This window comes from Halorubrum amylolyticum (genome assembly GCF_004114995.1).
Lineage (GTDB): Archaea > Halobacteriota > Halobacteria > Halobacteriales > Haloferacaceae > Halorubrum > Halorubrum amylolyticum.
Map to the genome: position 1 here is coordinate 58,257 of NZ_SDJP01000003.1, position 13,121 is coordinate 71,377.

The following is a 13,121-nucleotide window of genomic DNA, read 5'->3' on the forward strand; positions in this document are numbered from 1 at the left end:
TCGGTCCGACCGAACGAGACGCGCGCCTTCCTTCTACGAGCCGTCGCCTTCGGTAACGCGCTCCCACGCGAGGTGGACGACGACCCCGAGCAGGAACGCGACGCCGAGGTTTGTCGTCAGTGCGACGACCCCGATAGCGACCGAGAGCGCGACGTTCTCGGAGTCGAGGGCGTTGCGCGCGAGCGAGACGGCGACGATCGCGAGCAGCGCGCCGAGCATCGCCACGGGGAAGGCGTCGAGCAGCGCGGGGGTCGCGAAGGGAACGGCGACGAGGTAGGCGACGCCGAGGACGACGTTCGCGCCGCCGGTCCGGGCGCCGAACGCGTGTTTGCCGGCGACGCCGTCGCAGCCGTGACACATCGGAATCCCGCCGAGCGGAACCGCGATCAGGTTCGTCGCGCCCATGCTCGTCGACAGCTCGTCGGGCGTGACCTCGGCGTCGAACAGGTCGGCGAAAAGCAGGGACGTCGCCAGCGCGGCGTTGCCGATCGTCATCGCGAGCTGCGCGGCGACCCCGTCGGCCGTGCTCCGAGTGACCGCGCCGGAGAGCACCTGCGGAGACAGAGCCGGCGGCGCCCCGGGCCACCGCGGCGCCGGGACCCCGGCGGTGACGAGTGCGATCAGGATTCCGACGACCGCCACCGCGAGGGCGCTCGCCTTGCCGTGACCCGCGAGCGCGGCCGCCGCGGCGATGGCCACCCCCGCGGCCGCGAGGACCGGGTCGCCGAGCGCGAGGTCGATCCCGGTTTCGAGGAGGACTAACCCGACCGCGAACTGCACCCCGCGGATCACCGGCTCGCCGATCCAGCGTTCGACCCGCGCGAGCGTCCCGGTGAGCCCGATCGCGAGGAGGAGGACGCCGAGAACGAACCCGGCGAGCGCGAGCTCCGCGTACGTCAGCGCGCCGGCGATCGCCAGCGCCGCGAGCGCCTTCATCGGCTCGACCGATACCGGGAGCCCGTACCGAATCCCCCAGACGATCTGGAACGCGCCGAACGCGGCGAGCGCGTGCGGAAGCGACACGTCAGTCAGCAGCGCGAGCGCGACGACGAGCGGGATCACCGTAATCGAATCCCCTATCGCCCCGGTGAGCGCTCCCGACCCGAACGCGACGCCCCTCCCGTCCGATCGTCGAGCTGTTTCCACGGACGGACCTCCTCGGGACCCGACACCCTTGAGGGTGTTCAGAAACCGTTTTGCGGTCTCGCTCGGCCGGGACGTACCCGATTTGGGTTACTCCCCGCGGTCGGCGTCGAACGTCGGATCGTCGTCGTCGACCATCGGACAGTTTCGGACCCGGAACTCGTCGAAGCCGACCGCCTCCAGGATGCTCGTCCCCTCGTGGCCGCAGGCGGCTTCCGGCGGCGCCGAGAAGTGCGGGCACTGCTGGCAGTACGTCCGCTTCGAGATCACGCGCTCGACGCCGGACTCCCCGGCGACGAACCGCTCCCCGGAGCCGGATGCCGCCGCGTCCGGCTCCGAGACCGTACCGCCGAACTCGCCGACGGGGGCGCTCCCTCCCTCCCCGTCATCGTCGAGCGAGTCCCAGACGTCCTCCTCGGCCGCGCCGCCGACGTCCATCCGCTCGAACGCGTCGTCGAGGTCCGCGTCGGTCTCGCCGCTCGCCGGACCGAGTTCGTCGAAGGGGTCGTCTGCGCCCGTCCGCTCCGCGCCCGCGGCGGGAGAACCGAACGCGGCGTCGTCGTCGACCCCCGTGTCGACGGGATCGCGATCCGCCGTCTCCCTCTTCGCCTCGCCGAAAAGCGGGTCCTCGGCGCCGGCGTTCTCTTGCGGCGGGCTCTCTTGCGGCGTGTCCTTGCCGGACGCGTCCCCGTCCAACCGGGCGAAGGGGTCGTCGATCTCGTCGCCCCCGTCGATCGCCTCGCCGTCGAACAGATCGTCCGCGTCGTCGACTCCGTCCGCGTCGTCCTCGGTCACGTTTCACCGCCCCCGTCGGTCTCGCGGGCGCTCACGTCGCTCCCGGGTTCGGCGCCCGTCCCGCGGTCCGGCGCGCCCGCGGTGCCGGACGCGGACCCGTCCACGTCGCCGTCGAGCGCCGGCCGGTCCTCGACGACCAGCCGCGAGGTACCGAGGAATCCGGGGTTCGGCTCCAGCTCCTCGAACCGGCGGCCGCAGTGCGGGCACTCCGGCGCCGTCAACAGACCGAGGTCGACGGTCTCGCCGCAGTTCGTGCACTTGGCCTTCCGAACCCCCTCGCGGTTCGCGGCGGCGGTCAGCGCGTCGAGGCGCTCGCGGTCGGCGCGGTCGCGCTCGGCCGCCTCCAGCCGGCGACGGACCCTGACGACCGCGCTCGCGACCCGCGAGAGCTTCTCCTCGATCTCGTCGAGGTCGCCGACGCGGTCGTCGAGCCCCTCGGTCCGGGCGTCCAGCTCGTCGACCATGTCGATCCGAGACTCGACGCGAGCGAGGCGCTCGTCGAGGGCGTCGATCGTCTCGTCGACCGCCTCCCCGACGGTCGCCGTCGCGGCCGCCTCCGTCTCCAGCTCGTCGAGGCGGTCGGCGGCCGCGTCGAGGTCGGCCGCGATTGCGTCCAGCCGCTCGGCCGTCTCCTCGTGGACGTGGTCGGCGGGCGCCTTCGACTCCAGATCGCGGTACAGCTCCACGAAGCGCTCTCGGAGATCCTCGACCTTCTCGTCGACCTCGGCGTCGAGGTCGTCGAGCCGCGACTCGATCGCCGCCACCTCTTCCGCGTCCGGGACGTCGATCCCCTCGGACTCCGCGAGCGCGACGATGGCGCGTTTCAGCAGCTCCTCGCGACCGACGTCGACTTCGTCGGCGGCCGCCGCGGCCGGGGCCGCGGCCGCGGCGGCGCTGTCGCCGCCGTCGGTCGGATCGAGGTCGCTCATCGCGAGTCCTCCGTCATCTACGCTCCCTTTCGGGAGGAGACTTAAGTAATCTGTCGCGTCGTTCTCCGGATCGATACTCGGGGACGGCGCCTGTTTCGGTTCGGACGGGGGCGGACACCGCGTGGTCGCGGATGCCTCCGCCCTCACCGGATCTTGCGCACGTCGCTGATGTCGAAGCCGCCCTCGTGGATCTCGGTCTCGAAGCGGACGATGTTCTCCGACTCCAGCCGCGAGAGCACGCCGCGGAACTCGCGGACGAACATGGTCCGGGCCCGCTGGGACCCGCCGCTCTCCCACGTGAACTGGAGGGTACCGCCCGCGGCGTCCATCAGCGCGCCGAACTCGCGGTCGGAGATCGAGTCGGTGTTCACCAACACGAGAATGAGCCCGCCCCACTCGTAGGCCGCCTTCTTGAGCCCCTTCATCACCATCGCCACGTCGCTCCACTCGGTGTCGTCGTCGTCGACCATCGAGACGAGGTCGGTCACGGAGTCGATACAGACGAGGCTGTCGTCGGCGTGCGCCGAGAGGTAGTCGCCGAACGCGGTGAGCACGTCCTCGTACTCGCCGCGGTCGCCCAGCTCCGTGATCGACGCCGTCTCGTCTTCGTACCAGTCGCGCGGGATCGGGCTGAGCTGGAAGTACTCGGCCGAGAGGTCTTGAAAGTCGATCCCGTCGATCGCGGCGTCGACGATCTCGTCGGCCATCGTGTACCCCATCTCCCGGGTGATCGCGTCGGTGTCGGCGGTAAAGGAGATGTAGTGGACCTCGTCCGGAAGTGCCGCGTCGTTCGGGAGGTCGCCGTAGTAGAGGTCGAACAGCTCCGCGTCGGCGCGCCCGAGGGCGTTCATCGCCGCGCTGGTGTACAGGAACTCGCGCGCGCCGGCGCCTGACTCGCCCGCGAGCAACACGACGTTCCCCGGCGGCGCCCCGCCCTCTACGATCGAGTCGAGCCGGGCGACGCCGAACGGAAGACTCGGCATATCCCGTATGGGGAGGCCGCTCCGCTTAGTGTTGTTGCTCGTTCGCGGTCCGCGCTCGCTCACTCCCGTCCGTCGCCGTCTCCCGTCACCCGCGCCCCGCCCTCGGCCGCCTCGACGACCGAGACCGTCCCCCCCACGCCCGCCTCGTCGAGGGCGCGTTCCCCGGCCTCCCCGGCCGCGCTCGCGTTCGCGGCGTCGGTGACCCCGTACACGGTCGGTCCCCACGACGACTGTCCGGCGCCGAACACGGCCGCGGACTCCGACAGCGACGCCACCACGTCGCCGACCGGGGGGCGGTAGACGCCGCCCTGCTCGTCGGCGTACCACGCGCCGTTGAGCCGGCCGATCTCCGCGACCGCGGCGCCGAAGCGCTCGGCGTTCCCGGTCGCGATCGCGGGGAGCACGCGCCGGGTGACGATCCCCCCGATCCGATCCGCGAGGCCGGGCTCCGCGCGCTCGACCGCGGTCCGCATCGCGTCGTCCTCGGCGTCGCCGTTCCGACCGGGGTCGGCGTCCGGGCGCACGAGCAGAAATCGCCAGTCGTCGGGGACGGCGTGGCGGGCGGCCACCGGCGGGACGGTCCACTCGCCGTCGGCGGGGCGGTCGGTGGTGAACCGCGCGGTGGGGTGGCCGGCGTCGAGCACGAACCCGCCCGCCCCGAAGGTCGCGACGCCGACGCCGGAGCGCCCGCCGCGGCCGAGCGCCGGGGCGCGCTCGCGGACGCGAGGTTCTTTTCCGTGAGCGGTCGCGACCGCCGCGAGCGTCGCCGCGGCCAGCTGGGTGCCGCTTCCGAGGCCGGCGTGGCGCGGGAGGGTCTCGCGGAGGATGACGCCGGCGCCGTCGACGCCGAGGAGGTCGGTGGCGGTGCGGGCGTACTCGCGAGCGTCATCGTGGACTGCAGTATCGGTTGTCCGCGTCTCATCGTCGACGGTTACCGACTCGGCGGGTTCCGCGTCGACGACCACCCGCGGTTCCGCGAGCCCGAGCCCGAGGGCGCCGTACAGCCGCTCGTGCGAGAGGCTGAGGTTACAGAAGCCGAAGTGGAGCCGCGCCCCGGCGCTCGCGCGTGCCATAGATATCTTCGGTTTCGGGGGCGGCTGATAAAGGGTGCGTGACTGTGGCGGGCGTTGCCCCGGTATGTGGATCGTGGATTGGGTCGTTGCGATCGACGTGATCGGTTCTAAGTGATTACTGGCGGATCGTCGGTGAACACCTCCAAAGCCCCAGCCGGCGAGGCGGGGGCAGGCGACGCAAGCACTGGAAGGAGCGAGCAACGCGAGCGACTGAAGCGCGCAGAGAGCGTGCGCCCGCCTCGCCGGCTGCCCCTTTGAGTCCCACCCCGCACAGCACCGTCCTGCACCTCACGCCTCCCCAGCCTCGCCGCTCGCGCTTGTCAGCGCTCGCGGCGTCCCTCGCGCGTGCGACTCGCGCCCGAGGGCGCTCGTCGGCACGCGCCACCGCACAACCTGCCATCGCCGGTCCGGAACGATTACTCCTGCCAGTCCGGGTTCGTCCGCGGCGGCGAGAAGATGTCGTAGCCGACGACTCGCTCGTCGGTGTCGTTGCGCGCCGCGTGCGGTTCTCCGCCGGGGATCACGTACGTGTCGCCCGCCTCGACGACGCGCTCCTCGCCGTCGACGACGAAGGTGATCGCCCCCTCGGTGATCGCGCCGACCTGCTCGTGGGGGTGGTCGTGCTCGGGGACCTCGGCGCCGGGCTCGATGACGAACCGCTGGATGCTCGTCTCGTCGCCGGCGGCGCCCTGCGTGAGGAACACGCCGTCGATCGCTTCGACTTCCTCGACATCCGCGTCCGGGAGTACGTCCATGGGTGAGCGGGCGTCCGGAAGCGGCTTAAACCGGCGGGATGGGGCAAGCGCGAGGGGGCAAGCGCGAGGGGGCAAGCGCGAGGGGCGGGGAAGAGGCGGAGGGCGCGATCGATTCACGGGAACGGGTGATACGCCTTCTCCAGATCGGGCTCGAACCCCATCGACCGGGGCACGTCGCGGGCACGGTCGCCGAAGAACGGGTCGCCCGTGAACAGCGGCTGCGCGTCGGGGACGAGCACGCGGACCGCCTCGAAGCCGAGCGCGGCGAGGTCCCGTGTCGTCGTCCGCGCGGCGTACGGCTCCAGCCCGAACGTCTCGACGCGGTCGACGACGGCGGCCAGCTCGTCGGTTCCGGACAGCTCCGGGTCGCCGAGCGACGCGGCGGGGACGCTCGTGTCCGGGTCGAAGAACGCCCGCGTCTCGTCCGGGAAGTCGGTGTGGCGGCCGATCGCCGCCCCCTGCTCCGCGGCCGCGTCGGGACCCATCGACCGGAGCTCGGTCCAGTTCTGGAGCGCCTCCGCGAGCGCGCTCCGGGCCGCGGCGGCGGGGTCGAGGTCGGCGCCGGAGCCCGCCGCGAACCGGGGCCAGTCACCCTCGCGATGGACGCCGACCGCGACGACGGGCACGTCGATGTCGGTCGTGACGAGGAGGGGAGTCACCGACAGCGACTCGGCGCGGGCGCGTTTCTCCAGCTCCGCGAACCCCTCGTCGTCGACCTCGATCCCGAGCGGGTCGGCCGTCGAGTACCAGCTGGTCATCGTCGCGTCGCGCTCGACGACCTCGTAGAGCCCCGACAGCGCCGCGTGCGGCCCGGAGTTGCCGAGGCCGAGCCCGGTCGTGATCGCGGGCCGATACCGGTTCTCCGGCGGCGGGAACTGAACGAACTCCGCCGGGAGGCTCGCGACCTCGTCCGTGCCGAGGCCCTCGCCGGTCACCCACGGGAGCCGGTCGTCGCGGGCGTACGACTCCGCGCTCTCGGGGCGGACGAACGCGTCGGGCGCCACGGGGTTCGCGACGTTCGCGGCCGGCGCGCGCGTGAACGACCCCTCGCGGTAGACGCCGGCGGCGTACCGCTCTAACCCCTCGCCGAGCGCCTTCATGAACGCTGCGTCCCAGCCGGCGTCGACGCCGCCGCCGAACTCGGCCGCGCGCGCGTCGGAGAAGGGCGTCGTGTCCGCGACCCGCGCGACGTAGTACGGCACGGGGAACGATTCCTGTTCGCCCACCTCCGAGAGCGGGCCGACGCGGGGGTCGACCGCCCGCTCCGCGCGGTCGATCGCGTCCGACAGCGACTGCTCTTCGCCCTCGCGGGGCAGCGCGTCGCCCGGGTCGTCGCCGCAGTCGCAGCCGGGAACCGGGAGGAGGGTCCGCTCGGCGCCCGGAACCTCCGCGACCGTGTCGGCGACCGGGTCGCCCGCGAGCAGCCGGATGACCCGCCGGCCGGCCAGCGCGCCGGCGTAGCGCACGGCGGACCGGCGGCCGGCCGACGCGTCGGCGGCCTCGACCCCGCCGGCCGCGACGCGTCGCCGGAGGCAGTCGTAGCAGGCCTCGTCGAAGGCTGATACCGCGGCGTCGACCGGCTCCAGCGGGACGCCGCCGAGCCCGCCGACCTCGATCGCGACCCAGCGGTCGAGGTAGTCGTCGGCGACCGCGAACGTCTCCGAGCCGGCGGTGTCGACCACGACGGCGAGGTCGAACCCGTCGAGCAGCCCCGCCTCGACGGGCATCACGTTCACGTCGACGTCGCCGAGCGCGGCCGAGACCGCCTCGACCGCGGGACCGTCGCCGACAAGTCCGATGTCCATGTCTCCCCCGAGGCGAAGGAGCGAAAAAAAGCCGCGGGTGACGCGGCGGAACGGAATTTGGCCGAATCTCGGTCGTCCGGCTGATTAGGCCAGCATCTCCGCGACTTCGTCGGCGACCTCGTCGGCGTCGAGGTCCTGGAGGCGCTCGTCGCCGAGCTTGAGCCGGAGGCGGGGGCGGCCGACGTCGATCGGGACCTTCTCGGTGTCGATGATCCCGAGGTCTTCGAGCCGGGTCTTCGTGCGGGAGAACGTCGCCTTCGAGGCGATCCCCACGTCCTCGCCCCACTTCGAGATGTCGTACAGGAGCACGTCGTTCTTCGCGGCGACGAGCAGGGAGACGGCCACCTCGTCGAGGGCGCTCCCGTCGTCCGCGGAGCCTATGGCGGCGAGCACCGCGTCGAAGTCCTCGCGGGTCGCCTCGCCGATCTCGGCCGCCATCGTCTCCCGAACGCGGCTGATCGCCGGAGTGCGGAGGCCGTACGTGTCGGCGTCGTCGAAGGCGTCGCCGTGGGTCCCGAACACCTCGGCGACGAACTCGTCGTCGTCCGAGGCGAGCGCGGCGACGCGGTCGCCCGTGCTCACGAGCGCGACGACCCGCGACGGGGAGACCAGCAGGACGTTGTCGACCGCCTCGTCGAGCACCCGGAGGTCGAGCGCGCCCTCGGCGACGAGGTCGGCCGCCTTCGACGCGACGAGGAAGTCGTCCAGCACGTCCTTCAGCGTCCCCTCGGCGGCGAGCATCGACATCTCCGGCAGGTCGTCGCGGCTGGCCGCCGCCTCGACCAGCGAGACGATCGTCTCCGCGGACGGGTCGACGACGAGCAGCTGCTCGTCCTCCCCCGCGAACGCCGCGTCGAGAACGTTCTCGATGTCTGCCTCCAGTAAATTCGATACCATCTGTCTTCCCGTATGAAAGCCAGTTACATATTTAATATTAACGGGATTGGGAGAGTGAACAACGCGAATTCAGCCGTCGAAATCGCTGAAAATGGCGGATTCATGGTTTCGCCATCGGTCCCCGAGCGAGACGCGTGCCCACCGACCTCGCGTACCGAACGAGACGCGTGCCCACCGACGTGACGCAAGGATTAATGCGCGATCGGACGGGGGTTCCTACATGGACCACGAGCACGTCCGGGAGGTCGATCCCGCGGTCGCCGACGCGCTGGCCGGGGAGCGCGACAGGCAAGAGCAGACGCTCGCGATGATCGCCAGCGAGAACCACGTCAGCGAGGCGGTGCTGGAGGCGCAGGGGAGCGTCCTCACGAACAAGTACGCCGAGGGCTACCCGGGCGGGCGGTACTACGCCGGCTGCGAGTACGCCGACGAGGTCGAGGAGCTCGCGATCGAGCGCGCGAAGGAGCTGTGGGGCGCCGACCACGTCAACGTCCAGCCCCACTCCGGGACGCAGGCGAATCAGGCCGTCTACTACGCCGTCCTGGACCCCGGCGACAAGATCCTCTCGCTGGACCTGAACCACGGCGGTCACCTCTCGCACGGTCACCCCGCGAACTTCACCGGGCAGATCTACGAGGTTGAGCAGTACGAGGTCGACGCCGACACCGGCTACATCGACTACGAGGGGCTCCGCGAGGCCGCCGAGGAGTTCGAGCCCGACATCGTCGTCTCCGGCTACTCCGCGTACCCGCGCACGGTCGACTGGGAGGAGATTCAGGCGGCCGCCGACGCGGTCGACGCCTACCACCTCGCCGACATCGCCCACATCACCGGGCTCGTCGCCGGGGGAGTCCACCCTTCCCCGGTCGGCGTCGCCGACTTCGTCACCGGCTCCACCCACAAGACGATCCGCGCCGGCCGCGGCGGGATCGTGCTGTGCGACGAGCAGTTCGCCGACGACGTCGACAAAGCCGTGTTCCCGGGCGGGCAGGGCGGGCCGCTCATGCACAACATCGCCGGCAAGGCGGTCGGGTTCAAGGAGGCGCTCGACCCCTCGTTCGACGAGTACGCGCAGAACGTGGTCGACAACGCTGACGTGCTCGCCGAGACGCTGCAGGACCACGGCTTCTCCCTCGTCTCCGGCGGCACCGACAACCACCTCGTGTTGGTCGACCTCCGCGACTCGCACCCGGACCTTCCGGGCGGCGACGCCGCGGACGCGCTCGCGGCCGCCAACATCGTCCTCAACGGGAACACGGTCCCCGGCGAGACGCGATCACCGTTCAACCCCTCGGGAGTTCGCGCGGGCACCGCCGGGCTCACGACCCGCGGCTTCGACGCGGACGCGATCAGGGAGGTCGGCGACCTCATCCACCGCGTCGTCGACAACGTCGACAGCGACGACGTGATCTACGAGGTCGGCGAGCGCGTCGTCGAACTCTGCGAGGAGCACCCGCTGTACGACTAGCGCGATACCGTTCGGCGCGATACCGCTTGGCGGCGTCGCGCTCGGCGGCCCCGCTCGACCGCCGGACCGAATCCGTACGTACAAAGTAGGGGGGGCTCCGACGGGTCGATATGGCTGACTCGTCGTTCCTCACAACACGCCTCGACCGCGACGCCGTCCCCCTCTCGGTCGGCGACCTGATCGCGCTGATCGTCCTGTTGACGATCGGCGCGCTCAACCACAGCAACGTCGAGTACCTGTCCGCGAACCCCCTGTACCTGCTCGAAGTGTACGCGCCGTTCCTGATCGGATGGGTGCTCGTCGCGCCCCTGATCGGTGCGTACTCGGCCGGCGCCGTCGAGACCGCGAAGTCGTCGGTCCCGCTGGTCATTCGGTCGTGGATACCGGCCGCGGTCGTCGGGCTCGCGCTCCGCCAGTTCGTCTTCCGCGGGAGCGCCGCCCTGACGTTCGCGGCGGTCATGCTCGTTCTCGGGTCGGTCGTGCTCGGCGGCTGGCGCGCGCTGTACTTCAAGCTCCGGTAAGCGGCCGCGTTCACGCTCAAAGACGGTCGCGTCGACGTTTCGACCGCCGCGTTCGCAGTCTCGAACTCGCTTTTCACACCCGTTCCGAGCGCGATCTCCGCCCGACCATCGCCACCCGACCATCTCCGCCACGTCACCACTCGCCGATCACCGACGAATACGCCGTCATACCTTATGCGATCATCCGGCAGCGTTGATCGGTGTGACCGCCGTGTTGAACCTTGTCGGGCTGTCGTTGACGGCCGCGCTTCCCGGGGGCGCACTCGTCGCGGGGGCCATCGTGGCCCACGCGATGTTCGTCAAGGCCCCAGTCACGAACGAGGCGCGCGTCTGGACCGACCGCGCCGCGGGACGCTCTACCGGTCAGTCACGGGTCGGCCGATCGCGGACCGGCGGCGCCGACTGACGGGACCGTCCCGTCGCACCGACCGCGAATCGCTGATCGACCGTTCCGGTTCCCTGTACGGTTTAGTCCCCCGCGCCCGACCGGATCGGTATGACCGACGCCCTGTTCCTGACGAGCGCCGAGGTCGACGACCTCGCCGAGCCGGCCGACTACGTCGCGGTCGTCCGCGACGCCTACCGCCAGATCGGCGAGGGCGCGCCCGCGGAGCCGCGGACGAAGCTGTTCAACCGCGAGCCGCCGGGAATGTTCACCACCTACGCCGCGGTGCTTCCGGAGACCGGCGCGATGGGCGGGTACTCCTACTCCGCCGGCTTCGGTGCGGGCGACGCGTGGTTCATGACGCCGCTTTTCGACGCCGAGTCGGGCGAGCCGCTGGCGCTGCTCGACGGCGCCTCGATGAACCCGTTTAAGACGGGTGCCGCGGGGGCGACCGCGGTCGACGCGCTCGCCCGCGCGGACGCGACCGAACTCGCCGTGATCGGCAGCGGCGCGCAGGCCCGCGGTCAACTCGCGACGACCGCGACCGTCCGCGAGTTCGAGGCGGTCCGCGTCTTCTCTCCGACCGCGGAGAACCGCGAGGCGTTCGCCGCGGCGTTCGACGGTCGGCTCGACGCCGACGTGTCGGCGGTCGCGAGCGCGAGCGACGCCCTCGCCGGCGCCGACGTGGTCATCACCGCGACCACCGCGAGCGACCCGGTGATCGACGACGCGGATGTCGAGCCCGGCACCCACGTCACCGCGATGGGCCAGTACCACCCGGAGAAGAACGAGTTGCCGCCCGAACTCGTCGCGCGGGCGACCTACGTCCCCGACCTCCGGGCGCGCGCCACGCAGGACGCCGGGTCGTTCCTCGCGGCGATCGAGGCGGGGCTGGTCGACGAGGACCACGTCGCGGCCGAACTGGGTGAGATCGTCGCCGGAGGGCATCCCGGCCGGACCGGCGACGACGAGGTCACGGTGTTCGACTCCGGCGGGACGGGGATCGAGACGGTCGCAGCCGCGAACATGCTCTACGAGCGGGCGAGCGAGGAGGGGCGGGGAGAGACGATCGACTTCGCGCCCGCGAGCGAGGCGCTCACGGGGGAGTGAACCGAAGGGAACGACCGGGGAGCCGCCGTCCCCGCCCGCGGCGACCGCGAACGATACGTTGATACGTCGACCGCCGGTACCCGATGAGACGATGGACGACCGGACGCGCGAGTACCTCAAGGGCCGGTTCGGCGACTACTACCGCCGGGCCTCGCCGGCGCTCCCGCCGGACGCGAACCTCCGCGAGTGGGGCCACATCCCGTGGACTCCCGGGTCGGGCACGACGATGCTCCGGCACCAGTCGCTGTACGATCTGGGCGACGTGGACACGTTCTTCGCGGACAACGCGCCCCGGCACGCGTACTTCTCGGCCGCCCGCTACGACGACCCCGGCGCGTCGACGATGTCGGGGAAGGGGTGGCGCTCCGCCGACCTCGTCTTCGACCTCGACGCCGACCACCTCCCCGGGGTCGACCCGGAGACCACCTCGTACCCCGAGATGCTCGCCGAGTGCAAGGAGGCGCTCCTGCGGCTCCTCGACTTCCTCGACGACGACTTCGCGTTCGACGACCTCACCGTCGTCTTCTCCGGCGGCCGCGGCTACCACGTCCACGTCCGCGACGAGAGCGTCCGGGAGCTGAACAGCGACGCGCGCCGCGAGATCGTCGACTACGTCCGCGCGATCGACCTCGACACGGAGGGGCTGATCCGGACGGTCTCCGAGCGCGGCACGACGAAGCGCGTCCTCCGGACCGAGGGCGGCTGGGGGGCGCGCGTCCACGAGGCCCTGATCGAGTACGCCGACGACCTCCGCGACATGGATGAGGGCGAGGCCCGAGAGCGGCTGATGGAGCTCGAGGGGATCGGCGAGGGGCGCGCGGAGACGATCCTCGGCGCCTTCGAGCGCAACCCCACCGCGGTCCGCGAGGGCAACGTGGAGGCGGGCGGGCCGGGCGTCCGCCGGCTCGTCTCCGCGCTGGCCGCGCGCGTGACCGCGACCGACACCGCGCCGATCGACGAGCCGGTCACTACCGACACGCGGCGACTCATCCGCCTGCCGGGCACGCTGCACGGCGGCTCCGGGCTCGTCGTCACCCCGATCGACCGCGACGAGCTGGACGAGTTCGACCCGCTCCGGGACGCGGTCCCGGACCGGTTCGTCGGGCGCGAGATCCGGATCGAAACCGACGCCGATCGGACGGTAGAATTAAACGGCGAGCGCGTTAGAGTTGAACCCGGTAGAAACGCCGTGCCGGAGTTCGCGGGAATCTTCCTGATGGCCCGCGGCGAGGCGCGGAAAGCCCCCGAACGATGACG

At 71.5% G+C, this 13,121-nt stretch carries 13 protein-coding genes; 5 read left to right on the forward strand and 8 right to left on the reverse strand.

What is annotated here, in order from left to right:
• Nucleotides 1-33: 33 nt before the first annotated feature.
• The 8 genes from ESO89_RS04240 to tbsP all read right to left on the reverse strand — a co-directional run bounded on the left by ESO89_RS04240 (nucleotide 34) and on the right by tbsP (nucleotide 8,380).
• Nucleotides 34-1,146: a putative sulfate/molybdate transporter gene (locus ESO89_RS04240; protein ID WP_128904435.1), complete on the reverse strand. Its 1,113-nt coding sequence runs from the start codon at nucleotides 1,144-1,146 to the stop codon at nucleotides 34-36.
• Nucleotides 1,147-1,233: 87 nt separating this feature from the next.
• On the reverse strand, nucleotides 1,234-1,938 hold the full coding sequence (locus tag ESO89_RS04245) for a hypothetical protein (protein WP_128904436.1): 705 nt from the start codon (nucleotides 1,936-1,938) through the stop codon (nucleotides 1,234-1,236).
• Nucleotides 1,935-2,867, reverse strand: a complete 933-nt coding sequence (locus ESO89_RS04250) for a hypothetical protein (RefSeq protein WP_128904437.1) — start codon at nucleotides 2,865-2,867, stop codon at nucleotides 1,935-1,937. The genes ESO89_RS04245 and ESO89_RS04250 overlap by 4 nt, the downstream gene beginning before the upstream one ends.
• Before the next feature lie 143 nt (nucleotides 2,868-3,010).
• Complete coding sequence (locus ESO89_RS04255; RefSeq protein ID WP_128904438.1) at nucleotides 3,011-3,850, reverse strand: RAD55 family ATPase; 840 nt, start codon at nucleotides 3,848-3,850, stop codon at nucleotides 3,011-3,013.
• 59 nt (nucleotides 3,851-3,909) lie between these two features.
• The gene (locus ESO89_RS04260; RefSeq protein ID WP_128904439.1) at nucleotides 3,910-4,923 is read right to left on the reverse strand and encodes a beta-ribofuranosylaminobenzene 5'-phosphate synthase family protein; all 1,014 of its coding nucleotides are present in this window, start codon (nucleotides 4,921-4,923) and stop codon (nucleotides 3,910-3,912) included.
• A gap of 416 nt (nucleotides 4,924-5,339) precedes the next feature.
• On the reverse strand, nucleotides 5,340-5,678 hold the full coding sequence (locus ESO89_RS04265; protein WP_128904440.1) for a cupin domain-containing protein: 339 nt from the start codon (nucleotides 5,676-5,678) through the stop codon (nucleotides 5,340-5,342).
• 113 nt (nucleotides 5,679-5,791) lie between these two features.
• Nucleotides 5,792-7,483 (reverse strand): YcaO-like family protein, encoded by a 1,692-nt coding sequence (locus ESO89_RS04270; RefSeq protein WP_128904441.1) that lies wholly within the window; start codon nucleotides 7,481-7,483, stop codon nucleotides 5,792-5,794.
• An 84-nt stretch (nucleotides 7,484-7,567) separates the two neighbouring features.
• Complete coding sequence (tbsP, locus tag ESO89_RS04275; RefSeq protein WP_128904442.1) at nucleotides 7,568-8,380, reverse strand: transcriptional regulator TbsP; 813 nt, start codon at nucleotides 8,378-8,380, stop codon at nucleotides 7,568-7,570.
• Between the two features lie 220 nt (nucleotides 8,381-8,600).
• On the opposite strand from tbsP, the gene glyA reads away from it, so the two are divergent.
• The 5 genes from glyA to priS all read left to right on the forward strand — a co-directional run bounded on the left by glyA (nucleotide 8,601) and on the right by priS (nucleotide 13,119).
• Nucleotides 8,601-9,848 (forward strand): serine hydroxymethyltransferase, encoded by a 1,248-nt coding sequence (gene glyA, locus ESO89_RS04280; protein WP_128904443.1) that lies wholly within the window; start codon nucleotides 8,601-8,603, stop codon nucleotides 9,846-9,848.
• Nucleotides 9,849-9,958: 110 nt separating this feature from the next.
• A complete protein-coding gene (locus ESO89_RS04285; RefSeq protein ID WP_128904444.1) occupies nucleotides 9,959-10,369 on the forward strand; it encodes a DUF3054 domain-containing protein in 411 nt (136 codons plus the stop codon).
• 157 nt (nucleotides 10,370-10,526) lie between these two features.
• On the forward strand, nucleotides 10,527-10,775 hold the full coding sequence (locus tag ESO89_RS04290) for a hypothetical protein (RefSeq protein ID WP_128904445.1): 249 nt from the start codon (nucleotides 10,527-10,529) through the stop codon (nucleotides 10,773-10,775).
• 90 nt (nucleotides 10,776-10,865) lie between these two features.
• Nucleotides 10,866-11,864 carry an ornithine cyclodeaminase family protein gene (locus tag ESO89_RS04295; protein ID WP_128904446.1) on the forward strand — a complete coding sequence of 333 codons (999 nt, stop codon included), beginning with the start codon at nucleotides 10,866-10,868 and terminating at the stop codon, nucleotides 11,862-11,864.
• 91 nt (nucleotides 11,865-11,955) lie between these two features.
• On the forward strand, nucleotides 11,956-13,119 hold the full coding sequence (gene priS, locus ESO89_RS04300; RefSeq protein WP_128904447.1) for a DNA primase small subunit PriS: 1,164 nt from the start codon (nucleotides 11,956-11,958) through the stop codon (nucleotides 13,117-13,119).
• Nucleotides 13,120-13,121 lie beyond the last annotated feature (2 nt).